General features: G+C 72.1%; 19 protein-coding genes and 1 pseudogene. 8 read left to right on the forward strand and 12 right to left on the reverse strand.

Annotated elements, in window-relative coordinates; all coding sequences use genetic code 11:
* Window positions 1-747 (forward strand): annotated as a pseudogene (locus tag RIF68_RS03505) (polysaccharide lyase family 1 protein); the annotation flags it as partial.
* A 49-nt stretch (window positions 748-796) separates the two neighbouring features.
* Here RIF68_RS03505 and RIF68_RS03510 read toward each other — a convergent pair.
* The 10 genes from RIF68_RS03510 to RIF68_RS03555 all read right to left on the reverse strand — a co-directional run bounded on the left by RIF68_RS03510 (window position 797) and on the right by RIF68_RS03555 (window position 14,522).
* Complete coding sequence (locus RIF68_RS03510; protein WP_309049615.1) at window positions 797-1,480, reverse strand: hypothetical protein; 684 nt, start codon at window positions 1,478-1,480, stop codon at window positions 797-799.
* Entirely contained in the window at window positions 1,480-2,019 is a 540-nt protein-coding gene (locus RIF68_RS03515; RefSeq protein WP_309049616.1) for a SigE family RNA polymerase sigma factor, read from the reverse strand. Before RIF68_RS03515 ends, RIF68_RS03510 begins: the two co-directional genes overlap by 1 nt.
* Window positions 2,000-3,064, reverse strand: coding sequence for a LacI family DNA-binding transcriptional regulator (locus tag RIF68_RS03520; RefSeq protein ID WP_309049617.1), 1,065 nt, complete (start codon window positions 3,062-3,064; stop codon window positions 2,000-2,002). The genes RIF68_RS03515 and RIF68_RS03520 overlap by 20 nt, the downstream gene beginning before the upstream one ends.
* 185 nt (window positions 3,065-3,249) lie before the next feature.
* Window positions 3,250-4,326: a rhamnogalacturonan acetylesterase gene (locus RIF68_RS03525; RefSeq protein ID WP_309049618.1), complete on the reverse strand. Its 1,077-nt coding sequence runs from the start codon at window positions 4,324-4,326 to the stop codon at window positions 3,250-3,252.
* A gap of 27 nt (window positions 4,327-4,353) precedes the next feature.
* Window positions 4,354-7,116, reverse strand: a complete 2,763-nt coding sequence (locus tag RIF68_RS03530) for a Tat pathway signal sequence domain protein (RefSeq protein WP_309049619.1) — start codon at window positions 7,114-7,116, stop codon at window positions 4,354-4,356.
* Window positions 7,117-7,425: 309 nt separating this feature from the next.
* Window positions 7,426-8,001: a hypothetical protein gene (locus RIF68_RS03535; RefSeq protein WP_309049620.1), complete on the reverse strand. Its 576-nt coding sequence runs from the start codon at window positions 7,999-8,001 to the stop codon at window positions 7,426-7,428.
* Window positions 7,998-8,903 (reverse strand): carbohydrate ABC transporter permease, encoded by a 906-nt coding sequence (locus tag RIF68_RS03540; RefSeq protein WP_309049621.1) that lies wholly within the window; start codon window positions 8,901-8,903, stop codon window positions 7,998-8,000. Before RIF68_RS03540 ends, RIF68_RS03535 begins: the two co-directional genes overlap by 4 nt.
* Window positions 8,900-9,931 carry a sugar ABC transporter permease gene (locus RIF68_RS03545; RefSeq protein ID WP_309049622.1) on the reverse strand — a complete coding sequence of 344 codons (1,032 nt, stop codon included), beginning with the start codon at window positions 9,929-9,931 and terminating at the stop codon, window positions 8,900-8,902. Before RIF68_RS03545 ends, RIF68_RS03540 begins: the two co-directional genes overlap by 4 nt.
* Complete coding sequence (locus RIF68_RS03550; protein ID WP_309049623.1) at window positions 9,931-11,214, reverse strand: extracellular solute-binding protein; 1,284 nt, start codon at window positions 11,212-11,214, stop codon at window positions 9,931-9,933. Before RIF68_RS03550 ends, RIF68_RS03545 begins: the two co-directional genes overlap by 1 nt.
* Window positions 11,215-11,603: 389 nt before the next feature.
* Window positions 11,604-14,522, reverse strand: coding sequence for a glycoside hydrolase family 48 protein (locus RIF68_RS03555; protein WP_309049624.1), 2,919 nt, complete (start codon window positions 14,520-14,522; stop codon window positions 11,604-11,606).
* A gap of 264 nt (window positions 14,523-14,786) precedes the next feature.
* Between RIF68_RS03555 and RIF68_RS03560 the strand changes: the two genes are divergently transcribed.
* From RIF68_RS03560 to RIF68_RS03570, 3 genes are all read left to right on the forward strand, one after another.
* The gene (locus tag RIF68_RS03560; protein ID WP_309049625.1) at window positions 14,787-16,337 is read left to right on the forward strand and encodes a cellulase family glycosylhydrolase; all 1,551 of its coding nucleotides are present in this window, start codon (window positions 14,787-14,789) and stop codon (window positions 16,335-16,337) included.
* Between the two features lie 17 nt (window positions 16,338-16,354).
* Entirely contained in the window at window positions 16,355-18,106 is a 1,752-nt protein-coding gene (locus tag RIF68_RS03565) for a glycoside hydrolase family 6 protein (protein WP_309049626.1), read from the forward strand.
* 192 nt (window positions 18,107-18,298) lie between these two features.
* On the forward strand, window positions 18,299-19,048 hold the full coding sequence (locus RIF68_RS03570; RefSeq protein ID WP_309049627.1) for a D-Ala-D-Ala carboxypeptidase family metallohydrolase: 750 nt from the start codon (window positions 18,299-18,301) through the stop codon (window positions 19,046-19,048).
* 82 nt (window positions 19,049-19,130) lie between these two features.
* On the opposite strand, the gene RIF68_RS03575 is transcribed toward RIF68_RS03570, so the two are convergent.
* A complete protein-coding gene (locus RIF68_RS03575) occupies window positions 19,131-20,171 on the reverse strand; it encodes a LacI family DNA-binding transcriptional regulator (RefSeq protein ID WP_309049628.1) in 1,041 nt (346 codons plus the stop codon).
* Between the two features lie 401 nt (window positions 20,172-20,572).
* Here RIF68_RS03575 and RIF68_RS03580 point away from each other — a divergent pair, with 401 nt between their 5' ends.
* The 4 genes from RIF68_RS03580 (at window position 20,573) to RIF68_RS03595 (ending at window position 25,485) form a co-directional block, all read left to right on the forward strand.
* Entirely contained in the window at window positions 20,573-21,913 is a 1,341-nt protein-coding gene (locus RIF68_RS03580; RefSeq protein ID WP_309049629.1) for an ABC transporter substrate-binding protein, read from the forward strand.
* An 89-nt stretch (window positions 21,914-22,002) separates the two neighbouring features.
* The gene (locus RIF68_RS03585) at window positions 22,003-23,007 is read left to right on the forward strand and encodes a sugar ABC transporter permease (protein WP_309049630.1); all 1,005 of its coding nucleotides are present in this window, start codon (window positions 22,003-22,005) and stop codon (window positions 23,005-23,007) included.
* Window positions 23,008-23,011: 4 nt separating this feature from the next.
* Entirely contained in the window at window positions 23,012-23,926 is a 915-nt protein-coding gene (locus RIF68_RS03590; protein ID WP_309049631.1) for a carbohydrate ABC transporter permease, read from the forward strand.
* 116 nt (window positions 23,927-24,042) lie between these two features.
* Window positions 24,043-25,485 carry a GH1 family beta-glucosidase gene (locus RIF68_RS03595; protein WP_309049632.1) on the forward strand — a complete coding sequence of 481 codons (1,443 nt, stop codon included), beginning with the start codon at window positions 24,043-24,045 and terminating at the stop codon, window positions 25,483-25,485.
* A 74-nt stretch (window positions 25,486-25,559) separates the two neighbouring features.
* Here the strand turns inward: RIF68_RS03595 and RIF68_RS03600 are convergent.
* Window positions 25,560-25,951, reverse strand: a 392-nt coding sequence (locus RIF68_RS03600) for a hypothetical protein (protein WP_309049633.1), incomplete at its 5' end; no start/stop codon positions are given.

Below are 25,951 nucleotides of genomic sequence, written 5' to 3' on the forward strand. Positions count from 1 at the left end.
GTACGTCATCCGGGTCTCCGGCACAGTCACCGTCGCGCCCTTCGGCACGGAGATCCGCGTCGCCTCCCGGAAGACGATCGTCGGTGTCGGTGACACGGCCGAACTCGTCCACGGCGGCCTGTACACCTGACCATCCGCGACACGGCGGTGGCCGGTGACCGGGACTGCAAGACCACCGATCACGACGGCATCCAGATGGACTCCGTCCACCACGTCTGGATCGACCACAACCGGTTCGCGCGGATCTGCGACGGTCAGCTCGACATCCGCAAGGACAGCGACTTCGTCACCGTCTCCTACAACCGGTTCGAGGACAACAACAAGACCTTCGGCATCGGCTGGACACCGAATGTCCGCACCCGGATCACCATCGACCACAACCTCTTCGCGGGGACCAAGCAGCGCAACCCGTCGGTGGACAACGCCGCGCAGGCACACCTGTACAACAACCACCTCACGGCGCAGAAGGACCCCGCCGACCCGGTGTGGACCTACGGCAACTGGTCGCGGGGCAGGACCAGGATGGTCATCGAGAACAGCTTCTACGAGGACGTCCAGCACCCCTACCAGGCGGACGCCACCGCCGAACTGGTGCAGCGGGGCTCGATCCTGCGGAACACCAGCGGGCGCCACGACACCCGGGGAACGGCCTTCGACCCGCGCGGCTTCTACGCCTACCGCCTGGACCCGGCCGCCGCCGTGCCCGCCCTGGTCGGCCGCTTCTCGGGGCCGCAGCGCGCGATCGGCCACAGGGCGGGGGACACCGGGCGGCCCGCCGGGGGCGTACTCCCGCAGGTCACCGGCCCGTGACGGGGCCGCCCTGCCGCGGGGCGGCCCCGAAGCCGCCGTCGAGGGTGGCCCGGCCGCCGTCCGGGCCGGTCAGGACGACGGTGTACGTGTCGGCCGAGGCGTCCCTGACCCCCTCGGCGTGGTTGTACTGGGCCGCGAAGGTGTGGGGGCCCGGCGGGAGCGTCCGGCCCGGCCGGAGGATCCAGCGGTAGACGAGGGCGTCCGCCTCATCGGTGACCGAGACGGTGAAGTCCTCGGCCGGCCGGGTGTGCCAGTGGCCGGTGCTGACGACGCCGCCCGTCCGGGCGACGCGTACTTCGACGGTGAGACCCGAGACCGGCGTCCGCGTCGTCAGGGCCAGATCGCTCTGCGCCCACCAGCGGTTGCTGCCGGGGTCGATGCTGCCGGCCGCCCTGGCCACCGGTCCGGGCGGCGGCGCGGGCCGTACGGTGGCCGGCCCGGCCGGCCGCCGGTCCCCCGTGCCGGTGGCGACGATCCCGGCGACCCCCACGACACCCGCGACGGCGGCGGCCACGGCCACCACCACGGCGGTCCGCCACCGGGGCCGTACGGTCCGCGCCGGGGCCGGGTCCGCGAGGCCCCGTTCGACCCGGGCGAGGATACGGGCCCGGTCGGGCCGGTGGGCCGCGGCGGCGTCCCGCAGCTCGCGGCGCAGCTGTGCCTCGTCCATCAGCTCCTCCGCGCGGCGAGTTCGTGGGCGGCACGGTCGCCGAGCAGCCGCTGCAGCTCGGCCATGCCCTTGGCGGTCTGGCTCTTGACCGTACCGACGGAGACGCCGAGCGCGAGCGCCGTGTCCCGTTCGGACAGGTCGAAGGCGTGCCGCAGGACGACGCAGGCGCGCTTGCGGAAGGGCAGCGCGCGCAGGGCCGTCCGTACGTCCAGGACGGCGGGGACGTCCGGGCCCTCGGTGTGCTCGGGGCGGCGGTCCCAGAAGGCGGCGATGCGGCGCCGCTCACGGACGGTGCCCCGGATGCGGGTGCGGACCAGGTTGGCGACCACGCCGCGCGCGTAGGCGGCGGGGTGTTCGGCGGCGCGGACCCGGTCCCAGCGGTGCCAGAGGGCGAGCATGGCGTCCGCGGCGAGGTCGTCGGCGGCGTCGGTCTCGCCGGTCAGCAGGTGCGCGAGGCGGGCGAGTTCGGCGTAGTGGTTCTCGAAGAAGGTCCGGAACTCGCTCGCGCCGTCGCCGTGCTCAGCGTCCGCCGTGACCACGGCGGCCCTCCGGGTGGGTGCGGGTCGCGGTGCGTGGGGCGGGGCCGCTGCCGGCCCGGGCGGTCAGCAGCGGTGCGAGGAGTTCCGTACCGCGCGGGGCCTCGCCGGCGAGCCGGGCGACGAGCCGCTCGACGGCGCGGCGGCCCATGTCCCGGGCGGGTACGGAGACGGCCGTCAGCGGTACGGAGGCGTGCAGCGCGACCTGGTCGGGGCAGACGGCCACGACGGACACGTCCTCGGGTACGGCGCGCCCCTGGTGCCGCAGGAGCGCCAGGAGCGGTTCCACGGCCGCCTCGTTCTGGACGACGAGGCCGGTGGTGCCGGGGCGTTCCTCGAAGACGCGGGTGACGGCGGCGGCGACCGCCGCGTACGTCCCCTCGACGGGCCGGTGGAGCAGGCCGACACCCCGCCGCGCCGCGGCCTCGCGCAGGCCGGCGAGGGTGCGCGCGGCGTAGCCCGTACCGCGCTCGTGGACGGCGGGGGGTTCCCCGAGGACGGCGATCCGGCGGTGGCCGAGGGCGGCGAGGTGATCGACGCAGCGGGCGCCGGCCGCGGTGAAGTCGAGGTCGACGCAGTCGAGTCCGGTGATGTCGGCCGTGTCGGCGGGCAGACCGATGAGGACGGCGGGGCGCTGGGCGGATCGAAGCTCGGGGAGGCGGGGGTCGTCGAGTTCCACGTCCATGACGATCATGCCGTCGGCGATGGCGCTGCCCTCGACGCGGCGGACGGCCTCGGGCCCCTCCTCGCCGGTGAGCAGGAGGACGTCGTAACCGTGGGCCCGGGCCGTGGTGGTGACGGCCATGGCGATCTCCGTCATCACGGGCACGTACAGGCCGGTGCGCAGCGGCATCATCAGGGCCAGGACGTCGGTCCTGCTGCTGGCCAGGGCCCGGGCGCCGGCGTGGGGCCGGTAGCCGAGCGCGTCGATGCTGCGCTGGATCCGCTCGCGGGTGGGGGCGGATATGGACCGCTTGCCGCTGAGGACGTAGCTGACGGTGCTGGCCGAGACCCCGGCGTGGCGGGCGACGTCGGCGAGGGTGACCACGTGCGCTCTCCTCGGCTGTTCCCGGTCTTCCGGGCGTCCGCCCGACGGTGGTGACGTTGATTCGGACCCCGACCCTAAGCGGACGCTCGGCGGCTGTCCAGACGGGGTGCCGGCGGCCGGCCCCCGGTGTGGTGCGAGGGCGCCGGCGGGGGCCGCGGGTCCGGTCGGGGTCCCGCGGCCCGGGGTCAGCGCAGGCTCCGGGCCGGGAGGATGCCCCGGTCGCGGAGTTCGGCGGCGACGAGGGCCGCGTAGGCGGTGGCTCCGGCGGCGGAGGTGTGGGTGTTGTCCCGTTTCTCGGCGGTCAGGTAGAGCGCCTTGGAAGCCTCCGGGCCGAGGTGTTCGACCCGGGCCCGGGTGAGGGCGGTGAGGTCGATCAGGGGGGTGCCGAGGGTGGTGGCGAGGGAGCGGATCTCGGCGGGGTGGTCGACGCCGAGGCCGTTGACGAGCAGGGCGGTGGCGTTGTTCAGGGTGCCGTCGGCGTTGAACCAGCGGCGGACGACCGGGGTGACGAGGACGGGTCGGCCGCCCGCGGCACGGATCCGTTCGACGAGGGCCGTGAGGTTCGCCCGGTAGGTCACCGCGTCCGTCCGCTTGTCGTTGTGGGCCAGTTGGACGAGGACGGGGTCACCGGGGCGGACGGCCGCCTCGACCCGCGCGAAGAGGGCCGGGTTCGCCATATAGGTGAGGGTGGACTCGCCGGAGTCGGCGTGGTTGGCGACGGCGGTGCCCCGCCTCAGGTGCGCGGGGAGCATCTGGCCCCAGCCCGCGTACGGTTCGTCCGGCTGGTCGCAGACGGTGGAGTCGCCGATCAGGAAGAGGCGGGTGGCGGCGGGGGCGGGCGTGACCCGCAGGGAGGTGACGCGGGGGGCGGGGCCGCCCAGGAGCAGGTCGAGGCCGGGGGTGCCGGCCGGTCCGGTGGGTTCGCCCTCCGGGTCGCGGACGTCCACGGTGAAGGAGCGGCGGAGCCGTTCCCCGGGCGCGGTGGGGGTTTCACCGAGCAGGGCGCGCCGCGTCTCGCCGGTGATCGTGGTGGCCCCGGCGGTGGCACCGCCGAGGGTCACGGTGACGTCGTACGTGCCGGGGGCGAGGTCGATGTGGCAGGCGAGGGCGCCGGTGGCCGTGGGGGCGCAGTGGTCGAGGCCCTGGCCGTACGGACCGTCGGCGCGGGCGGTGGGCGCGGTGGCGAGGGTGCCGAGCAGGGCCGCGGCGGTGGCGAGCAGCGCGGTCCTCGTCGTGGTCTTCCTGGTCGTGGGCTTCCTCATCGTGTCTCCTCTCGGGTCCTGCGGTGTTCACCGGGGCAGGTGGTCGCCGACGAGGGCGAGGTTCTGGATGGCGGCGAGGCCGTAGAGCGCGGTGATGTTGGTGCTGATCCCCGGGTGCTCGTAGCCGGGTTCGAGGACGTCCGGGCCCTGGACGGGCGTCATGTCCCAGACCATGGCGGAGGTGTAGCCGTCGCTGCGCTCGAACTTCGCCCAGGCCCGCCGGGCGAGCGTGGCGTCGTTCAGCCGGGCGGCGGCGTAGGCGTCCTGGCGGGAGTGGCCCTGGAAGAGGAGGAGGTTGCCGAAGTTCTGGCCGTAGCGGGCGGCCTGTTCGGCCTTGGTGGCGTTGAAGTAGCGGCAGTAGTCGAGCCAGGCCGCGGTGAACTCCGGCATGTCGATGAGGTCGATGAGCTCGGCGCACATCTCGACCAGGCCGAACATGGCGGAGAGGTGGGAGACGCCGACGGCCGGTTTCTCCGCGACGGCGAAGCGGCCGGTGTCGAGGTCGTAGAGGGCGGTGCCCTGGACGAAGCCGTTGGGCTGGGCGGCGATGGTCTCCATGGTGGAGCGGAGCCGTGCCTCGGCCTTGGCGGCCCGGGGGCCGCCGCGTTCCCATTCGGTGAGCCAGGCGGCGGCGAGGCCGCTCCAGTCGGTGCCGAAGCCGATCGAGAGCGCGTGCCGGTCCGGGGTGTAGGGCTCGGTGCGGATCTTGCGGATGGGGTCGAGGACGAGGAAGGTCTCGTCGGAGTCGACGAGGTCGCGCATGAGGTCGCCGACGCGTTCGTCGGCGGTGAGGAAGTAGTAGGGGCGTCGGTAGACGGCGGTGGAGATGCGCTGTTGCTTGGCGCTGTCGGCGAAGTGCTGGACGCCGTGGCGGGTGCCGAGGCCGGCCCAGGCGCCGAGGTGGTAGACGTCGACCTCGCCGGTGTGGCGGGTCATGGCCTCGGCGAAGCGGAAGATGTCGGCGCGTCCGGAGCGGAGGTAGGCGTACCAGAGCCACAGGTCCGGCGAGAGTTCGGAGTTGTCCCAGGCGTAGCCGCCGACGTCGTACCGCCACTGGTGCCGGTCCTCGTCGTAGGTGTGCATGATGTCGCCGTAGTCCCAGAAGCCGTACCAGCGGCGCTGCTCCACCTGGTCCTTGTAGTAGGTGAAGAGGAGGTCGAGACGGTCCTCGATCCTCGCCCTGGCGGGGGTGGAGCGGTCCACCGGCGAGAAGAGGCCGCCGAAGACGCGGGCGCGGACGAGGTCCTCGGGGGCGACGGCGAGCTGCGGCGGGGTGCGGACGGCGGCGGCCTGGGCCACGAGCGTCCCGGCCGGTGGGGTCGTGGCGTTGGCCCAGAACATCAGCTCGCCGGTCCGGGCGATGCCGTAGGGGGTGCCGAAGCCGGGCTCGTGGTCCTCGTAGGTGATGTTGAGGCCTTCGAGCTGTTCGGGGTAGGTGTCCTGGCCGAGACCGTCGTGGTAGAAGCGCAGGTCCATGGGCTGTGCCTCGGGGGACCACAGCCAGAGGGTGACCTCGGCCTCGTCGCCGGCCGCGCCGCGGACGTCGAGCTGGGCGGGGTGCTTCTGCCAGAAGTCCCGCAGGCCGAAGGAGAGTCCGCCCGAGACGCCGCCGACGTAGCCGAAGCCGCTCGCGCGCCGGCCGCCGCCGGCCGGGATCCATCCGTGGCCGGCCTTGGTGCGCTTGCGGACGGTGAAGCCGTCGGCGGAGAGCTGGGAGAGGGTGTGGTCACCCCAGGTGGGCACGTGGGCGAGGCGGCTGGTCACGCGCTGGTCCCACGTCGCCGGGTCGGGCAGCTTCTCGCCCTTCACCTGGGCCTGGCGGACGGCGGCGCCGGGGTCACGGCGCAGACCGGTGATGCCCTGGACGGCCTCGGTGAGGAAGCCGGCGCCCTCACCGGCGAACCGGACGTGCCGGTCGTAGGCGGCGTCGCGCATCGGCACGGTGAAGCGGACCCCGAGGCCGCGGATGAAGTCGCCCTGCTTCCGGCCGGCGGCCTGCTCGCCGTCGTACGTGACGGTGTGGACCATCCGGAAGGACTCGGATCCGGCGTGGAAGTAGAGGCGGACCGAGAACGGCAGCAGGCGGCGGTCTCCCTTGCGGTGCTTGCCGTCGACGCGGACCACGGCGCGGACGGGGCCGCGCTGTTCGACGGTGGCGGCGGTGATCTCGCCGTCGAACCGCTCCCACCTGGCGTGGCCCTGGTCGCCGTCGTCGAGTTCGCCCTGCCGCAGGAGGACGAGCCGGCCGCCGGTGGCGATCGTCACGCCGCCGCGGGTGACGGACTCGACCAGCTTGCCGCCGTGCCTGCCGATGACGGCCCGGACGGTGCCGGTGTCGACGGTGATCCGGCGGCCGGTCTCCGTGACGGTGACGGTGCGCGTCCCGGTGGCGGGCGCGCCCGGGGCGAGGGTGAACCGTTCGGCGCCGGCCGCCTCGGGTCCGACGGCGTGGGCGGTCCATTTGAGGGAGCCGTCGGGCCAGCGTGCGGTGGTCCACGTCTGGACCGGGACCGGGGTGCCGTCGGCGGCGGTGAGCGCGAAGGCGGTGTCGGCGGCGTGGACACCCCTGGGCCAGGCCGCGCCGAAGGTGGAACCCCCGGCGGCTCCGAGCCCGCCGGGCTCCAGCCAGGTGACGGTGGCGGGACTCCCCTCGGCGGGCGTCGCGGATGCCGCCGCCCCGGTGCCGGGTGCCGCCCGGGCGGCCTCGCGGCCGAGGGCCCAGCTGAACGAGGTGGCGGCACCGGCGACGGCTGCGGCCTTGAGGAGGGAGCGGCGCGGGAGCGGGGACATGGGGCTCCTTTCACGTGCTTCGGGAAGGGACGGGGCCCGGTCGGCCCGGCGGGTACGGCACGCGGGGAGCCGGGCGCGGTGGGGCGGGTGGGGAGGTGCGGGACGCGGCGGTTCGGTGAGCGGGGTGTACGGAGTCGCGGTAGCGGTCGGACGGTGTGCGGGCGGCGGTACGGAGCCGGGGGCGCCGCAGGCGTCGTGAAGGACGGCCCCGGTCCGGGGTCCGGGGCGCGACGGGCCGGCCCCCCGGACCGGGGAGTGTGCGGGTACGGGCGGGCGCGGGTGCGGGGCGCCCGTGTCCTCGGACCGGTTTCAGACGGGGGCCGGGACGGCGCGGCGGCGTTCGACCGCCAGGGTCGCGGCGACCAGGATCCCCAGGGCCGGGAGGGCCAGCGGGGCGGAGAACCAGGCCGAGGCCGCGACGACGGCCAGGCCGCAGACCACGAGCAGCGAGCCCGCGGGGTCGCGCAGCCCGCGCCGGCCCGCCGACGCGAGGAGGCCCCGCCACCGCAGCCCCGGACGCCAGGCGGTCGCCGCGCGCAGCAGGGTGACGGTGAGCCAGAGGCCCGCGAGGACCCCGAGCGCCCCCGCGAGGCGTCCGCCGGGGACGGGAACGGACCGTACGAGCACCAGGTCCACCCCGAGCAGGGCCAGGATCGCCCAGGTGGCGAGGCCCACGAGCCAGCCGCCGCGCAGGGCGGCCCGCAGATCGGCGGCGAAGTGCCGCAGGCCGGTCTCCTCGTCACCGGTCCAGCGCCGCAGGTGCCCGGCGCCGGCGGCGAGCGCCGCGGGCAGGGTGACGAGCGGGAGGGCGGCGAGGGCGATCCACACGCCGACGAGGAGGCATTCGGCGAAGACCCCGAAGAGGACCGGGAAGCGGGCCCTCATCCCTTGAGCCCCGAGGTCGCCATGCCGTCGATGAGATGGCGCTGGAAGGCGAGGAAGAACGCGAGGACCGGGAGCAGCGCGACCAGCGACATCGCGATCATGCCTCCGTAGTTGGCGACGCCGTCCTGGTCGACGAACATCTTCAGGCCGAGGGAGACCGTGTACTTCTCGGGTTCGTTCAGGTAGATCAGCGGACCCAGGAAGTCGTTCCAGGCATTGATGAAGGTGAAGATCGCGCTGGTGATGAGCGCGGGCCGGCAGAGCGGCAGGACGATCGACCAGTAGATCCTCAGGTGTCCGCAGCCGTCGAGCCGTGCCGCCTCGTCCAGTTCCCTCGGCAGACCGCGCATGAACTGGAGCATCAGGAAGACGAAGAAGGCGTCGGTGGCCAGGTACTTGCCGAGCAGCAACGGCGTGTAGGTGTTGATGAGTTCGAGCTTCTGGAACAGCACGTACTGCGGGATGAGCAGGACGTGGTACGGCAGCAGCAGGGTGCCGATCATCAGGGTGAAGAGCAGGCCGCGCCCGGCGAAGCCGACCTTGGCGAAGGCGTAGGCGGCGAGCGAGCTGGAGACGGTCACGCCGATGACCGAACCGAGCGCCAGGAGGAGGGAGTTGCCGAAGAAGGTGGTGAGGGGGATGTCGGCGATGCCGTCGGCGAGCCGCCGGTAGTTGTCGGTGATCGGGTCGGTGGGGAACAGCTCCAGGCTGCCGACGATCTCGTCGTTCGGCTTGAAGGAGCCGCCGAGCACCCACACCACGGGATAGAGGACGACGGCGAGGACGGCCAGGGCTCCGAGGTGCCAGGCGACGGAACCGACCCTGCCCGCCGCGCCGGTCCTGGGTGCGTTGCGGGTGCGGTGGCCCCGCCCCGTGCGGGCTCCGGTGCGTGCGAGGCTCATCGGCCCGCCTCCTCGTAGTGCACCCAGCGCCGCTGGGACCAGAACAGGACCGCCGTGACCAGGGCGACGGCGAGCAGCAGCATCCAGGCCATCGCGGAGGCCAGGCCCATCCGGCTGTTCTCGAAGCCCTGGATGTAGAGGTAGCAGGTGTAGACGAGGGTGCCGTCGGCCGGGCCGCAGGCGTTGCCCTGGCTGCCGATGATGTAGGCGGACCCGAAGATCTGGAAGGAGTGGATGGTCTCCAGGAGCACGTTGAAGAACAGGACCGGGGAGATCATCGGCAGGGTGATGCTCCAGAACCGGCGCCAGGGGCCGGCTCCGTCGACCTGCGCCGCCTCGTACAGCTCGCGCGGCACCTGCTTGAGGCCGGCGAGGAAGATGACCATCGGGGCGCCGAACTGCCAGACCGTCAGGGCGACCAGGCTGTAGATGATCCGGTCGGGGTCGCCGATCCAGCCGCCGGCCTCCAGGCCGAACAGCTGCTGCGTCCGGTCGACGGCGGCGCCGTCGGAGAAGATCGCGCGCCAGACGATGGCGACGGAGACGCTGGCACCGATGAGTGAGGGCGCGTAGAACGCGGCCCGGTAGAAGCCCTGGCCGCGCCGGCTCTGGTCGAGGAGCAGGGCGACACCGAGCGCCGCGGCCAGTTTGAGGGGGGTCCCGATGACGACGTACCAGCCGGTGACCTCGACGGAGGTGCGCCAGCGGGGGTCGCCGAACATCTCGGTGAAGTTGTCGAGGCCGATCCACCGCGGGGCGTCGAAGAGGTTGTAGTCGGTGAAGGCGAAGTAGAGCGAGGCGGCCATCGGGCCCGCGGTGAGCAGCAGGAAACCCGCGATCCACGGTGACATGAAGAGGTAGCCGGCGAGGTTCTCGCGGCGGGCCCGCCGGGAGCGGCCGGCGCGGCCCGGCGGCCGGGGCGGACGGCCGCCGGGCACGGGGCCGGCGCCCGCGGTCCCCCGGTCCGGCGGGGAGTCCGGTCCGGGGCGCGGTGCGGGGGCGGGTACGGAGGTCACGGCGGCGTCCATCAGACGGAGAGGGCCGTCTTCGCCTCGGTGAAGTACCGCTTCACCGCGTCGGGTACGGGCCGCTCGCCGAGGGACATCTCCTCGGAGAGGCGCAGGAAGGCGGCCTCGCAGACGTCGGCGCCCGCGGGGTGGGGGGTGATGGGTTCCAGGACGCGGGACGCCACGAGCTGCTGCTCGTAGGCGGCGATCTGCTTGCCGACCGGGTCGCCGGGCGCGTACGCCTCGAACTGGGCGGTGGTGGCGGGGACGCCCCGGTCGTAACCCATGATCCGGCCGACCTCGGGGTCGTGGACCATGAAGTCGATGAACCGGGCGACCTCCCTGGGGTGCTTGGTGCGCCGGGAGCCGCTGAGCATGAGGGAGCCGAGGTACTGCCCGGTCCTGCGGCCGTCGGTGGTGGGGATGGGGGCGAGTCCGTACTCGCTCCTGCCCTCGGAGGCGTAGCGGATGGTGAAGTTGTCCCAGGTGAACTCGCAGGCCGCGAGTCCGGCGGTGACCGCCGACCTGGGCTTGGCCTGGATGGTCCGCTTGGGGTCGGCGTAGACGCCGGACCTGACCCGCTCGAAGCCCCTGGTCCACCAGTCGGTGAGGTCGGCCTCGGTGAAGCCGAGCCCGGAGGTGGTGAAGAAGGCCTTGCCGTGCTGGCGCAGGTAGAGGTCGTACAGGTACATGATCCCGTACGGTCCGGCGTCGCCGGCCCGGCCCTGGCGTTCCTTGATGCGGGCGAGGGCGTCGTGGTACTCGTCCCAGGTCCAGCCGGGCTTCGGGGCGACACCGGCCCGGGTGAAGACGGTCCGGTCGACGACGAGGGCCATCGAGTTGCTGCCGACGGGGACGCCGAGGAGTTTGCCGTCGACCTCGCCGAACTTCTCCAGGCCGGCCCGGAAGCCGTCGAGGCGCAGGTTCCCCTGCTCGACCTGCTCGCGCAGGTCGAGCAGCACGTTCTTGGCGTCGTACTTGCGCAGGAAGCCGATCGCGTTCTGGAAGACGTCCGGCGTGTTGCCGCCCGACGCCTGGGTGTTGAACTTCTTCCAGAAGTCGGCGTAGGGCTGGAAGTCCGTCCTGATCCTGATCTTCGGATACTTCTTCTCGAAGAGGGCGATGGACCGGTTGATCCGCTGGGCGCGGTCGTCGGAGCCCCACCAGGTGTACCGGAGGGTGACGGTGCCGTCCCCGGAGCCGGCTCCCGTGCCGCAGCCCGCCGCGGTCAGGCCGAGTGCCGCCGCCGAGCCGCCCGCCACCTTCAGCAGACTCCGACGGCCAACAGTGCCTTGAGTGCGCACAGTTCGTCCTCCCGCGCATGTGATTAGAACGTTTCAGGAAAGCGCTTGCTGGGACAAAGTAGGGTTGCTCGCCAGCCGCGTCAACGCTTCGGACAGGATCGCCGGGATCTTTCGAAGCGCTTGCGGCGACCGCAGGGCAGGCCTGTGCTGAAAGGATTCAACCTCCCCGGGCGAGGCGTTCGGGGCGCTCGGGTGTACCGGATGTGGCATGCCAGTCCCCCTCGTTCGAGATTTCGACCCATGGCCGTATGTCCGGACGAGAACGTAGGAGGGTGGCGGCGGGCCGTCAATGGACCACCCGCGCGGAAACGGCCCGGTGCCGGGCGGGCCCCTTCACGGGGTCCACCCGGCACCGTCGTACGCGCGGCCGCTCCTGGCGGGGCGGGCTGTTATTCGAGCAGCTCCGCGTACGAGCCCATGGCCAGGGCGATGTCCGCCTGGGCCCAGAACCGGTGGTAGGTGAAGACGGGGGCGGCGCCGCCCGCCAGGTAGGCCTCGATCTTCGGCCAGGCCGGGTCGTCCTGGTAGAAGGAGCGGATCGAGGCGAAGGTGGAGGTGGAGTTCACCGGGTCGCCGTTGGGCATGACGCCGGTCCAGCCGCTGGGGACGTGGACGGGGTCGTCGAACCGGTTGTAGTCGGCGCGGGTCTCCGGGACGGCGATGCCCAGCGGGTCCTGGTGGTGCTGCCACATGCCGTCGAGGAGGGCCTTGGCGACGCGCTTGGCCTCGGCGTGGCCGGACTTGGCCGCGTAGTAGGTCAGGGTCTTGGCGTAGGCGGCGGCGACGCCGACGTCCTCGGTGTAGTCGGCGACGGTGACGTGCAGCCCGTTGTTGGCACCGGGGCTCGCCGGGTTCCAGGTGTCGGGCGCGCCGGACCACTGGAGGGTGGACGGGATGCGGTAGGTGCCGTCCGGGTTGATCGTGGTCTTGGAGAGCGCCCAGGTGACCCACTTGTCGAGGACGGTCTTCGCCTCGGCGTCACCGGTCTGCTGGTAGTACTCGGCGACGCGCTCCATCGACCAGGCCTGGAAGCCGAACCACTGGTTCGACGCCGGGTCGTGGTAGACGGGCTTCTCGTCGTAGAACATGCCGTAGAAGGTGGGCGTACCGGCCGGCGGGGTGGCGTACCGGCCCTGCCAGCTGTTGGTGGCGCCGCCCGCGATGGCGCCCTCGCTCGACTGGAGCCAGCGGTAGAACTCCAGCTGCCGGTCGAGGCTGGTCGCCCAGTCCGACTGGCCGGTCGCCGACTTGGGCTTGAGCGGGGCGTAGGAGCTCAGCGCGTAGGCGGCGAGCGGGTTCTGGTAGCCGCTGTGGTTGTGGCTGGAACCGATGCGCCAGGACCACCCGGCCGAGGTGTCGGTGGCTCCGCCCCAGGCGTAGTACCAGGACATCAGGTAGTGGGCGCTGTTCTTGCCGGTGCCGGCCGGGCAGGCGGTCGGTCCGACGCAGTTGCCGATCTTCTTGAAGTACTTGTCGAACATCGCGTAGCGCAGGTAGTCGCCCATCTTGGCGGCCTTGGCGACCGTTCCGGCGACCTGGCCGCCCTTGCCCTGCTGCTTGGCCCACAGGTCGGCCCAGTAGGCGGCCTGCACGGCGCGGGCGTCGGCGTCGGGGGCGTTGGTGAACTTCCACTGCCGGGCGTAGGAGGCGTCCCCGGTGAAGAGGTCCAGGTAGCCGTTCCTGCCGCCGTAGGAGAAGTTGTCGCAGGTGGGGTGGGTGACGGTCTCCCAGACGGACTCCTGCGGGCCGCGCTGGAAGGTGTTGATGTACGACGGGCCGGTGGCCGTCGGGCCCGCGGAGCACTTCCCCGGCTCGTTGCCGAAGCCGTAGACGTTGTCGACGTCCTGGATCCAGTGCATGCCGTAGAGGTCGTCGGTGCCGTAGGCGCTCTTGAGTTCCGCGGCGATCGGGTCGGATCCCGAGGTGACCCCGGAGTCGAGCCGTGCCGGGTACTGCGAGGGCAGGTCCCACTCGGGGGCGTAGGTGGCCGGTTTGGAAGCGTTGTACGAGGAGGTGGTGGGCTGGTCGGCACGGGTGGGGATCATGAATTTCTCCATGGTCTCCCAGGCGCCGTTGAACTTGGTCCAGTCACCGGTGATCTTGCCGTACATGGCCTGGAGCCAGATGAGGTAGCTGTACGCCTCCGAGGTCGTCTCGTGCCCGTGGTCGGGGGCCTCGACGATCAGGGTCTCCACCGAGTGGTACGGGATGCCCTCGGGCGAGAAGTAGCCGTGGGCCGGGTTGGTGATCTTCCCGTACAGGTCGAGGAAGCGGGCGTCGTAGGTGGAGCCGGCGGCCAGCTGGGCCACGGTGACCTCCGCCTTGGCGTGGCCCGGGGCGGTGGCGGTGAAGACGGCGGTGCCGGTGCCGGTGGCGGCCGCCGCGACGGTCACCTTCTGGGCGGTGTTCCAGTTCGCCGGGGTGAAGGTGAGGGAGGCCGGGGTGGCGCTGAGGCCCGTGGTGCCAGAGGTGCGGGCGACGCTCACGGTGACGTTCGCGGCCGGCCGGGTGGAGAGCTTCAGGTCGAAGGTGCCGGTGGAGCCCTGGCGTACGGAGAGCGTGGCGGGGGCGGCGACGAGGGCGGGTCCGGCGGCGACGGTGATGCCGACGGGTGCGGACTCGGCCGAGGCGCCGAGGCTGTCGAAGGCCCGGGCGTAGAGGGAGTGGGCGCCGGCGGCCAGGCCGGTGGCGCCGAGGGTGAAGGGGGCGGTGGTGTCCGTCCCGAGGAGGGTGGTGTCGCTGTAGAACTCCACCTTCTCGACGGTGGCCCCGTCGGCCGCGGCGGCGGTGGCGGCGAGCGGCACCGGGTCGCCCTCGGTGAAGACGGCACCGGCGGCCGGACTGGTGAGCACGGCGACCGGGGGCTGGTGGGCGCCGGCGCAGGGGGTGCCGTTGACCGCGAACGAGGCCGGGGCGGCGTTGGCGCCGGTGTAGGTGAACTGGGCGCCCGTGGTGACGGCCGCTCCGGCGGCGACGGTGCCGTTCCAGGACGCGTTGGTGACGGTGACGTTCTTGCCGGACTGGGACCAGAGGCCGCTCCAGCCGTTGGTGAGCTTCTGGTCACCGGTGTAGGCGTAGGTGAGGGTCCAGCCGTTCAGGGGCGTGGACGACCGGTTGGTGAGGGTGAGTTCGGCGGTGAAGCCCGAACCCCAGTCGCTGGTCCGGTAGTCGACGCTGCACTGCACGGCGGCGGCGGCCCGCGCGGTGCTGGTGCCGGCGGCGCCGGCGGCCAGGAGGCCGAGGGGGAGCGAGAGGGCCGCGGCCAGCGCGGTCAGGGATCTGCGGGGCCTCGAGCGTGTTCGTGGCATGGGGGTGGTTCTCCTCGCGGCTCGGGAGGTCGGGGATGCGAGAGCAGGAGACGGTCAAGCCTTGAACCAGTGGGAGCGCTCCCACTGTGCAGTTGGGCCGCAACGCCGTCAAGGTGCGTGAAGAGTCGAAGTCAGTCGGCGAGAAATTTACCCGGGGCCTCTTTTGCTTGGCGGCCGTTGGCGCTACGGTCTGGCCGACCAGTGGGAGCGGTTCCATCACTCGGCACACCGTCAGGGGTGTGCCCTCGCTGTGAGGACTCGCTCATGCGCCATCCCCCACGCCTGTCCGCGCTGCTCGCAGGAGCGGCGCTCACGATGGTGAGCAGCACGCTCGCCCTCATGGGTACGGCCTCAGGAGCCGCGGCCGCGCCCAGCTGCACGGTGGAGTACTCGGTCACGAACCAGTGGACCGGGGGCTTCCAGGGCGCCGTCACCGTCACCAACGGCGGCGCCGCGCTCGACGGGTGGAGCCTCGGCTTCTCCTTCCCGGCCGGCCAGGTCGTCGGCCAGGGCTGGGGCGGCGCGTGGTCCCAGTCGGGTGCCGCCGTGACCGTACGGAACGAGAGCTGGAACGGCTCGCTCGGTACGGGGGCGAAGGCGGCGACCGGTTTCATCGCCTCCTGGACGGGGGCGAACCCGGCCCCCACCGCCTTCACGCTCAACGGCACGCCCTGCACCACCGCCGGGACCCCGACGCCCACCCCGACCGACCCCGGCCCGACCCCCACCCCGACCACCCCGACGACTCCACCGACCACTCCCCCGACCACTCCGCCCACCACTCCCCCGGCCCCGGTCACCGGCGCTCCCGAACTCGGCGTCAGCCAGAACCGTTTCGTCGACCAGAACGGCGCGACCCGCCGTCTGCTCGGCGTCAACCGGTCCGGCGGTGAATTCGCCTGCGTCCAGGGCTACGGGATCTGGGACGGTCCCGTCGACGACGCCTCGATCCGGGCCATCGCGGGCTGGAAGGCCAACACCGTCCGCATTCCCCTCAACGAGGAGTGCTGGCTCGGCCACGGGAACATCAAGCCCGAGTACCGCGGCACGGCGTACGTGAACGCGGTCAAGGACCTGGTGAACCGGATCCTCGCCCACGGCATGACCCCCGTGGTCGAACTGCACTGGACCTACGGGCAGTACACCGGGAACTCCGCGGGCTGCGCCGACGTGCACGCCTCCTGCCAGAAGCCGATGCCGAACGCCCGGTACACACCGGAGTTCTGGACCTCGGTCGCCCAGACCTTCAAGCACGACCGGCGGGTCGTCTTCGACCTGTTCAACGAGCCCTACCCGGACCGGGCCACCCCCACCGCCGCCCAGGCATGGGCCTGCTGGCGCGACGGCGGCACCTGCCCGGGCATCGGCTACGAGGTCGCCGGCATGCAGGACCTGGTCGACGCGGTCCGCGCCACCGGTGCGACCAACCTCGTCCTCGTCCCCGGCATCGCCTACTCCAACGACCTGAGCCAGTGGCTCAGGTACCGCCCCACGGACCCGGCGGGCAATCTGGCCGCCGCCTGGCACGTCTACAACTTCAACACCTGCTCCACCGAGACGTGCTGGAACGACACCCTCGCCCCCGTGGCCGCCGAGGTACCTCTGCTCGCGGGCGAGATCGGTGAGAACACCTGCGGACACGCGTTCATCGACCGCGTCATGAAGTGGTTCGACGACCGCGGCCTGTCGTACCTGGGCTGGACCTGGAACACGTGGAACTGCAACTCCGGTCCCGCGCTGATCAGTTCGTACGACGGCACCCCCACCGCATTCGGCATCGGGCTGCGCGACCACCTGCGCGCCCTCACTCCCTGAGAGGAACCCCCACTCCCATGAGCCGCACGAAGAACCGCACCGCCCTGCTGGCGGCGCTCGGCCTGATCGCCGCCACCGGCGCCACGGCCACCGCGCTCGGCACCGCCTCCGCCGGCGCCGCCGCAGCAGGATGCAAGGTCGACTATCAGATCGCCAACCAGTGGAACACCGGCTTCACCGCCAACGTCACCGTCACCAACCTCGGGGACCCGGTCAGCGCCTGGACGCTGGGCTGGTCCTACGCCGGCGACCAGAAGGTCGGTCAGGGCTGGAACGCCACGCTCGCCCAGTCCGGTGCCGCCGTCACCGCGAAGAACCTCTCGTACAACGGGGCGCTCGCGACCGGCGGTTCGACGTCCTTCGGCTTCAACGCCACCTACAGCGGCACCAACGCCCTTCCGGCGAGCTTCACGCTCAACGGCGTGACCTGCACCGGCTCGGTGCCGCCCACCACGCCACCGACGACCCCGCCGACCACTCCCCCGACGACACCGCCCACCACGCCGCCGCCCGCCGGGACGAAGGCCGACAACCCGTACGCGGGCGCCAAGGTGTACGTGAACCCGGAGTGGTCCGCCAAGGCGGCCGCCGAGCCGGGCGGCACCAAGGTCTCGAACCAGCCCACCGGTGTCTGGCTCGACCGCATCGCCGCGATCAACGGCGCCAACGGCTCCATGGGCCTGCGCGCCCACCTCGACGAGGCCCTGCGGCAGAAGGGCAGCGGCGAGCTCGTCGTCCAGCTGGTCATCTACAACCTGCCCGGCCGCGACTGTGCGGCGCTCGCCTCCAACGGCGAGCTGGGACCGACGGAGATAGGCCGCTACAAGACGGAGTACATCGACCCGATCGCCGCGATCCTCGCCGACCCGAAGTACGCGGGCCTGCGCATCGTCACCACCGTCGAGATCGACTCGCTGCCCAACCTCGTGACGAACGTCGCCGGCCGCCCCACCGAGACGGCCAACTGCAACGTGATGAAGGAGAACGGCAACTACATCAAGGGCGTCGGCTACGCGCTGGCCAAGCTCGGCGCGATCCCCCACGTCTACAACTACGTCGACGCCGGTCACCACGGCTGGCTCGGCTGGGACTCCAACTTCGGCCCGTCCGCCGAGCTCTTCAAGCAGGCGGCGACCGCCGAGGGCTCCACGGTCGCCAACGTCCACGGCTTCATCGTGAACACGGCGAACTACAGCGCCCTGAAGGAGGAGAACTTCAAGATCACCGACAGCGTCAACGGCACCTCCGTGCGCACGTCGAAGTGGATCGACTGGAACCAGTACACCGACGAGCTGTCCTACGCCCAGGCGATGCGGGCCAAGCTGGTCTCGCTCGGCTTCGACAGCAACCTCGGCATGCTGATCGACACCTCCCGCAACGGCTGGGGCGGCGCCCAGCGTCCCACCGGCCCGGGCGCGACGACCAGCGTCGACACCTACGTCAACGGCGGCCGGTACGACCGGCGCATCCACCTCGGCAACTGGTGCAACCAGGCCGGGGCGGGCCTCGGCGAGCGGCCCCAGGCGGCGCCCGCCGCCGGCATCGACGCGTACGTCTGGATGAAGCCCCCGGGCGAGTCCGACGGCGCCAGCAAGGAGATCCCGAACACCGAGGGCAAGGGCTTCGACCGCATGTGCGACCCGACGTACACGGGCAACCCCCGCAACGGCAACAGCATGTCCGGCGCCCTGCCGGACGCGCCGCTGTCCGGCAAGTGGTTCTCGGCCCAGTTCCAGGAGCTCCTGAAGAACGCGCACCCCGCGCTGTAACACCCCGGCAGGTGCCGTACCCGGTCCGGAGGGCGGGGTGCGGCACCTGTCCGCGTGCCCGCGTGCCTCCGCCATTGGTCCGACGAATGTCGGCGGGCCCGCCTGGTTGACGCGCGTCAACCACGGACGCCACCCTGCGCATGGCAGGTGCACGTCATCGTGCACATTCCCGCGCAGATGGAGGACCGCACGATGCACGCACGCGCTCCCCGCCCGATCCTTCCCCGCCTCCTGCTCACCCTCGCCCTGCTCGCCGCCGGCCTCGCGGCCGTCGTCGCGACCCCGGGCACCGCCCGGGCCGACGGCTGCTACACCTGGTCGCGCACCCTCTCCCAGGGCGCCTCCGGCGCCGATGTGACCCAGCTGCAGATCCGCGTGGCCGGTCATCCCGGCTACGGCGGCGTGCTCGCGATCGACGGCTCCTACGGACCCGCCACCACGGCCGCCGTGAAACGCTTCCAGACCGCCTACGGTCTGAGTGCCGACGGCGTCGCCGGACCCGCCACCTTCGGCAAGATCTACGAGCTCCAGGACGACGACTGCACGCCGGTCCACTTCTCCTACGCGGAACTGAACAACTGCAACACCACCTGGGCGGGCGGCGCGGTCAGCGCCACCACCGCCAAGGCCAACGCCCTGCGCACGATGTGGAAGCTGGAGGCCCTGCGCCACGCCCTGGGCGACGAACCGATCCGGGTCACCAGCGGCTTCCGCAGCCACGCCTGCAACGACGCCGTCGGGGGCGCCTCGACCAGCCGGCACCTCTACGGCGACGCCGCGGACCTCGGCTCCGGCCCGCACTCGCTCTGCCGCCTCGCCCAGCAGGCCCGGAACCACGGCTTCAACGGCATCCTCGGCCCCGGCTACCCGGGCCACGACGACCACACCCACGTCGACCACCGGAGCAGCCGCTTCTGGTCCGCCTCCAGCTGCGGCATCTGACCGCCCCGCAGGGCCCCGCGCGGCCCCGGCCCCGCCCGTCACGGGCGGAGCCGGGGCCGTCCCCGCGCGTGACGGACGCCCCCTAGGATCCGGACACGGCCCGGCAGGAGTCCCGTACCACCAGCTCCGTCGGCAGCACCCGGCGGCGCGGTTCCTCCGGGGTCCCGGCGATCTCCCGGAGCAGCATGCGCGCCATGGTGCGGCCCATCTCCTCGATGGGCTGGCGCACACTCGTCAGCGGCGGGTCCATGAGCCGGGCCACCGGTGAGTCGTCGACGCCGACCAGGGCCACGTCGTGGGGCACCCGGCGGCCCGCCTCACGCAGGACGCCGCGCGCGCCGGCGGCCATCACGTCGGAGGCCACGAAGACCGCGTCCAGGTCCGGTCTGCGGTCGAGCAGCCCCCGCATCGCCCGCCGACCGCCCTCCTCCGTGAAGTCACCGGCCGACACCAGGGAGTTGTCCGGGATCCGCCCGGCCTCCGCGAGCCCGGCCATGTAACCGCCGAGCCGGGCGCGTGCCACGTACATGTCGAGGGGTCCGGTGACGGTCGCGATCCGGTCCCGGCCGCGGGCCACGAGGTGGGCGACGGCGGCACGGCCCGCGCCGATGTTGTCGGTGTCGACGTACGGGACCGGTTCGGCCTCCGAGCGGCGGCCGTTCATGACGACGGGAATGCCGAGTTCGCGGATCCGGTCGGGCAGCGGGTCGTCGCCGTGCACCGAGGCGAGGAGGACCCCGTCGACGCGCTGGGCGGCGAGGTACTGTTCGAAGCGCTGCCGCTCCTGCTCGCTGCGCACCAGAGTCAGAAGCAACTGCCTGTCGGCGTCGGCGAGTTCGGCGCTCACCCCGCGGATGAGGTCGAGAAAGTACGGTTCGGCGAACAGCCGGGCCTCGGCCTCGGGGATGACGAGCGCGATCGCGTCGGTACGGCTGCCGGCGAGGGCCCGGGCCGCCTGGTTGGGGACGTAGCCGAGTTCGGCCACGGCGCGGGCGACGGCCCGTCTGGCCTGTTCGCTCACCCGGGGGGAGCCGTTGATGACCCGGGAGACCGTGCCCCTGCCGACGCCCGCCCGGGCCGCGACCTGCTCCAGGGTGGGCCTGCCGCCCTGCCGTCCGCTCACCACTCCCGCACTCCCCTCCTTGGCCGGCGCGCACCCCTCGGCCCGGCGCGGCCGGCGGCACTCGGCAGCCGCGGCGCGGCACCGTTCAAGCCATGGGAGCGCTCCCACCCTAGCGTGGAAAACGGCTCCCCGTCACGCCGGTTGCGTTCAGGAGATGACGTGAGGTCCCGCCCCCGGGGACGCGAAACCCCCGTAAAACCTTCCGGTAACGAATCCGCGTTCATGTCTTGACACGTGCACCCGCCCGGCGGCAACCTTCCGGCAACGACGTGGGAGCGCTCCCATCAGGGGGGTGCGGACACAGCCCGCTCCACCGGTCCCGGCAGGGCCACGCCGAGCCGCGGGAGGCCGGCCGGAGCTTCGGGCGCACAACGGGCACCACCTGGGACGAGGAGAGTGGAATGCGCACTTCCAGCAGCAGACGCGGACGCCGGCCCCTGATCACGGCGGTCGCCGCCGCCGTCACCGGCACGGTCCTGCTCAGTGGTTGCGGCAGCGACGGCGACGACGCCGCCGCGGGCAAGGACGGCGGCACGATCACGCTGCGGGTCGGGACCTTCGGTTCCTTCGGTTACGACGACAAGACCGGCGCGAAGCTCTACGCCGAGTACGAGCGGCTCCACCCGAACATCAAGATCGAGGAGTCGAACGTCGCCGACGGCCAGAAATACTGGGACACGCTGAAGCTGCGCCTCTCCCGCAACAGCGGCCTCGCCGACATCCAGGCCATCGAGGTCGGCTACATCGCCGAGGCGACCGGCGAGACCATGGCCGGCAAGTGGGTCGACCTGGGCAAGGAGGGCGGCGCCGACGTCTCGAAGTTCCTGGACTGGAAGGTCAAGCAGGCCACCACCGCCGACGGCAAGGTCATCGGCCTCGGCACCGACATCGGCCCGATGGCCATCTGCTACAACAAGGACCTCTTCGCCAAGGCCCAGTTGCCCACCGACCGCGACGAGGTCGCCAAGCTCTGGGCCGGCGACTGGGCGAAGTTCCTCGCGACCGGCGAGACGTACAAGAAGAACGCCCCGGCCGGCACCGCCTTCCACGACTCCGCGAGCGGCCTGTTCAACGCCGTCGTCGCCAGCGACCCCGTCCAGTACGCCGACGCGAGCGGCAAGCTCGGCTGGGAGAACAGCCCCGGCGTGAAGAAGGCCTGGAACACGGCGGTCGAGGCGGCCCAGGGCGGACTGACCGCCAAACTGCGCCAGTTCGACGAGAAGGGCACCTGGAACGCGGCGTTCAAGAACTCGAAGTTCGCCACCGTCGCCTGCCCCAGCTGGATGACCGGCATCATCAAGGACCAGGCCGGCCCCGCCAACCAGGGCAAGTGGGACATCGCCGCGCCGCCGGTCGCCGGCAACTGGGGCGGTGCCTTCCTCGCCGTGCCCAAGTCCGGCAAGCACGCCAAGGAGGCCGCCGCCCTCGCCGCCTGGCTGACCGCTCCGGAGCAGCACGCCAAGGTCTTCGCGGTGAACGGCAACATCCCCTCCTCCAAGGACACGCTCACCTCCTCGGCGGTGCAGGAGGCCAAGCTGCCGTACTTCGGTGACACCCCCGTCGGCAAGATCTTCTCGTCCGCCGCGGCCGGCATCCGGCCCGCCTCCATCAGCCGCTGGGACGGCCAGGTGAAGACCTTCCTCACCGACAACGGCATCCTCGACATCGAGCAGCGCGGCACCGACCCGGCCAAGGCCTGGGAGAACGTCAAGAAGCTGATCGAGGACAAGATCGACCAGTAGCGGGGGCCGGGTGCCGGTCCCGGCCGCCCGTCGGCGGGGACCGGCACCCGACCGCACCACCGCACGCATCGACCTGGAAGGACGCCCCCGTGGCCACCTCCGTTCGGGCGGGCCGGGACGGTTCCCCGCCGCCCGCAGCACCGCTCTCCTCCCCCGGCCCGCGCGGTCGGCGAGCCGCCCCGGGCGGCCGGCGCAGCACCCTCTACCGCTGGGACCTCAAGGCGACCCCGTACGTCTTCGTCGCCCCCTTCTTCCTCACCTTCGCCGCCTTCGGCCTCTTCCCGCTGATCTACACCGGCTGGCTCTCGCTCCACCGCGTGGAACTCGGCGGCGACGCCTCCTGGAAGGGACTCGAGAACTACTCCGACCTCGCGACCAGCGAGTTCTTCTGGAACGCGCTCCTGAACACCTTCACCATCGGCGTGATCTCGACCGTTCCCCAGCTGCTCATGGCCCTCGGCCTGGCGCACCTGCTGAACTACAAGCTCCGGGCCCGGGGTTTCTTCCGGGTCGCGATCCTCGCCCCGTACGCCACCTCGATCGCGGCGGCGACCCTGGTCTTCGCCCAGCTGTTCAACACCGACTACGGCATGATCAACGGCCTGCTCGGCTGGTTCGGCTTCGACCCGGTGAACTGGGAGTCGTCCAAGTGGCCGGCGCAGATCGCCATCTCGGTGATCGTCACCTGGCGCTGGACCGGCTACAACGCGCTCATCTACCTGGCGGCGATGCAGGCCGTACCGCAGGACCTGTACGAGGCGGCCTCGCTCGACGGCGCCTCCCGCTGGCGCCAGTTCCTCAGCGTCACCATCCCGTCGATCCGGCCGACGATCCTCTTCACCATCATCGTCTCCACCATCGGCGCCACCCAGCTGTTCGGCGAGCCCATGCTGTACGGCGGCAGCGTCGGCATCAGCGGCGGCAGCGGCAACCAGTTCCAGACGCTGAGCCTGCTGATGTACGAGAAGGGATGGGTCACCGGCGCGCTGGGCCAGGCCTCGGCCATCGCGTGGGTCATGCTGCTGCTCCTGCTCCTGATCGGCGGCGTCCAGGCACTCGTCTCCCGCCACCACCGCAAGAAGCTGGGGAGCTGACCTCATGGCCCGCACACTCGACACGACGCCCGCCGAGCCGACGGCCCCGGCGGTGCCCGCACCGCCGCGCGGACGGTTCCGTCCGTCGGCCGGCCGGCAGCACCACGCGGGGCCGCTCACCTACGTCCTGCTGGCCGCGGCCGCCTTCGTCTCCCTCTTCCCGCTGTACTGGAACGTGGTCGCCGCCTCGCACACCGGCGAGCGGGTCGTGGAGGCCCCGGCGCCGCTGCTGCCCGGTCCCCGGCTCCTGGACAACCTCGCCTTCGCCTGGGACCAGGTCGACATGGGCGAGGCGCTGATCAACACCACGATCGTGGCGAGCCTGGTCGCGCTCTCCACGGTCCTGTTCTCCACCCTGGCCGGGTTCGCCTTCGCCAAACTGCCGTTCCGGGGGCGCACCATGCTGCTCTCCCTGGTGGTGGCCACGATGACGATCCCACCGCAGCTCAGCGTCATCCCGCTCTACCGGATCATCACCGACCTGGGCTGGGTCGACCAGCTCCAGTCCGTGGTGCTGCCCTCGCTGGTCGCGGCCTTCGGCGTCTTCTTCATGCGCCAGTTCCTGGTGGAGGCGCTGCCGGTCGAGCTGGTGGAGGCGGCCCGCATGGACGGGGCGCACAGCCTGCGGATCATCTGGCACGTGGTCTTCCCCGTGGCCCGCCCCGCCATGGCCGTCCTCGGCATGCTGGTCTTCGTCCAGTCCTGGAACGACTTCTTCTGGCCGTTCATCGCGCTCACCCCGGACGGCAGCCCCACCCTCCAGGTGGCGCTGGCCGGGCTCGGCGCGGGGAACCACAGCGTGGACCACGCGATCGTGCTGACCGGCGCCCTCATATCCACCGTGCCGCTGCTGCTCGTCTTCGCCTTCCTGGGCAAACACATCGTCGGCGGCATCACGGCGGGCGCCGTCAAGAGCTGACCGTCCCGCCCGTCGCGCGCCGCGCGCGTCCCCATCCGTCCCCGGATCCCCCACGGCCCGTCGCAGACGCCGGGCCGTGGGAGGACCGACCCGTACCCCGTTGGGAGCCCCCTCCTATGACCGCGTCCGAAACCCGGCCGCTCACCGCCACCCGCTCGTTCCCGCCCGACTTCCTGTGGGGCGCCGCCACCGCCGCGTACCAGATCGAGGGGGCGGCCCGGGAGGACGGCCGGACCCCGTCCATCTGGGACACCTTCTCGCACACGCCCGGCAAGGTCTTCGAGGGGCACACCGGGGACGTGGCCGTGGACCACTACCACCGGTTCCGCGAGGACGTCGCGCTCATGGCCGAACTGGGCCTGAACGCCTACCGGTTCTCCGTCTCCTGGTCCCGGGTGCAGCCGACCGGGCGGGGCCCGGCCGTCCAGAAGGGCCTGGACTTCTACCGGGCGCTCGTGGACGAGCTGCTCGCCGCCGGGATCGAGCCGGCCCTGACCCTCTACCACTGGGACCTGCCGCAGGAGCTGGAGGACGCGGGCGGCTGGCCGGAGCGTGCGACCGCCGAGCGGTTCGCCGAGTACGCGGCCATCGTGGCCGGGGCGGTCGGTGACCGGGTGAAGCGGTGGACCACGCTCAACGAGCCCTGGTGCAGCGCCTTCCTGGGGTACGGCTCCGGCGTCCACGCCCCGGGCCGCACCGATCCGGTGGCCGCCCTGCGGGCCGCCCATCACCTCAACCTGGGTCACGGGCTCGCGGTGCAGGCGCTGCGGGCGGCGCTGCCGGCGGACCGTCAGGTCGCCGTCTCGCTCAACCTGCACGAGGTGCGGCCGCTCACGGCTTCGGCCGGGGACCGGGAGGCGGCCCGCCGGATCGACGCCGTCGGCAACCGGATCTGGCTGGGCCCGATGCTGGAGGGCGCCTATCCGCAGGACCTGCTGGCCGACACGGCGCATCTGACGGACTGGTCGTTCGTCCGGCCCGGGGACACGGCGGCGGCGCACCAGCCGCTGGACCTGCTGGCGGTCAACTACTACACGCCGACGGTGGTCTCGCAGGTCGCGGAGGGTGCGGAGAAGCCGCAGGACGACGGCCACGGGAACAGCGCGTTCTCGCCGTGGCCGGGGGCGGACTCGGTCGCCTTCCACCGCGCGCCGGGCGAGCCGACGGCGATGGGCTGGGCGGTGGACCCGAGCGCCCTGTACGACCTGCTGACCCGGATCTCCGCCGCGTACCCCGACCTTCCGCTGGTGATCAGCGAGAACGGTGCGGCGTACGAGGACGTGGTCGGCGAGGACGGTACGGTGCACGACCCGCAGCGCGCCGCGTACGTGCACGCGCACCTGGAGGCGGTGCACCGGGCGATGGCCGACGGGGCGGACGTGCGCGGCTACTTCCTGTGGTCGCTGCTGGACAACTTCGAGTGGGCGTACGGGTACGCCAAGCGGTTCGGCGCGGTGCACGTGGACTACGGGACGCTGGAGCGCACGCCGAAGTCGAGTGCGCGGTGGTACGCGCGGGTGGCGCGTTCGGGTGAGCTGCACGCCCCGGACGGCGTCTGATCCCCGGCCGGGCACCCGGCGGGGGCCGTGCCGGTGGTTCCGGCACGGCCCCCGGTCGCGGGTGCGGGCGTCGGTCAGATGTCGATGACGCGGTAGCCGATCACGTACACACCGCCGGAGCCCTCGACCGTGCGCCACTGCGTCTCGGCGCCGACCTCGCTGCCGGTGACGAGCGTGGCGCCGAGCTTGTCGTCGCCGCTGGTGGAGTCGTAGTCCCACAGGGTCATCGTGCGGGCCTGCTCCTTGCCGAGGATCAGGGCGGCGTTGCCGTTGCCGTCGGCCATGGAGCGGACGTAACCGGTGCCCATGGTCTGGTACTTGATGCCGTTGCCCGGCCAGACCTTGACGGCGTTGCCGTTGGCGTCGGTGATCTTGAGGTAGGCCTCGTCGTGGTCGCCCTCGCTGTTCTTCTGGCAGTGCAGCTCGAACAGCTCGATCTTCACGTAGTCGATCGGCTCGGCCTGGG

Origin of the sequence: Streptomyces sp. (genome assembly GCF_031178505.1) — a bacterium.
Classification (GTDB): Bacteria; Actinomycetota; Actinomycetes; order Streptomycetales; family Streptomycetaceae; genus Streptomyces; species Streptomyces gulbargensis.

What these genes read in the sequence shown, in the direction of transcription:
- RIF68_RS03510 (WP_309049615.1), bottom strand. Translation starts at nt 1,480, where the DNA reads ATGGACGAGGCACAGCTGCGCCGCGAGCTGCGGGACGCCGCCGCGGCC.
- RIF68_RS03525 (WP_309049618.1), bottom strand. Translation starts at nt 4,326, where the DNA reads ATGAGGAAGCCCACGACCAGGAAGACCACGACGAGGACCGCGCTGCTC.
- RIF68_RS03530 (WP_309049619.1), bottom strand. Translation starts at nt 7,116, where the DNA reads ATGTCCCCGCTCCCGCGCCGCTCCCTCCTCAAGGCCGCAGCCGTCGCC.
- RIF68_RS03535 (WP_309049620.1), bottom strand. Translation starts at nt 8,001, where the DNA reads ATGAGGGCCCGCTTCCCGGTCCTCTTCGGGGTCTTCGCCGAATGCCTC.
- RIF68_RS03540 (WP_309049621.1), bottom strand. Translation starts at nt 8,903, where the DNA reads ATGAGCCTCGCACGCACCGGAGCCCGCACGGGGCGGGGCCACCGCACC.
- RIF68_RS03545 (WP_309049622.1), bottom strand. Translation starts at nt 9,931, where the DNA reads ATGGACGCCGCCGTGACCTCCGTACCCGCCCCCGCACCGCGCCCCGGA.
- RIF68_RS03555 (WP_309049624.1), bottom strand. Translation starts at nt 14,522, where the DNA reads ATGCCACGAACACGCTCGAGGCCCCGCAGATCCCTGACCGCGCTGGCC.
- RIF68_RS03560 (WP_309049625.1), top strand. Translation starts at nt 14,787, where the DNA reads ATGCGCCATCCCCCACGCCTGTCCGCGCTGCTCGCAGGAGCGGCGCTC.
- RIF68_RS03565 (WP_309049626.1), top strand. Translation starts at nt 16,355, where the DNA reads ATGAGCCGCACGAAGAACCGCACCGCCCTGCTGGCGGCGCTCGGCCTG.
- RIF68_RS03570 (WP_309049627.1), top strand. Translation starts at nt 18,299, where the DNA reads ATGCACGCACGCGCTCCCCGCCCGATCCTTCCCCGCCTCCTGCTCACC.
- RIF68_RS03580 (WP_309049629.1), top strand. Translation starts at nt 20,573, where the DNA reads ATGCGCACTTCCAGCAGCAGACGCGGACGCCGGCCCCTGATCACGGCG.
- RIF68_RS03590 (WP_309049631.1), top strand. Translation starts at nt 23,012, where the DNA reads ATGGCCCGCACACTCGACACGACGCCCGCCGAGCCGACGGCCCCGGCG.
- RIF68_RS03595 (WP_309049632.1), top strand. Translation starts at nt 24,043, where the DNA reads ATGACCGCGTCCGAAACCCGGCCGCTCACCGCCACCCGCTCGTTCCCG.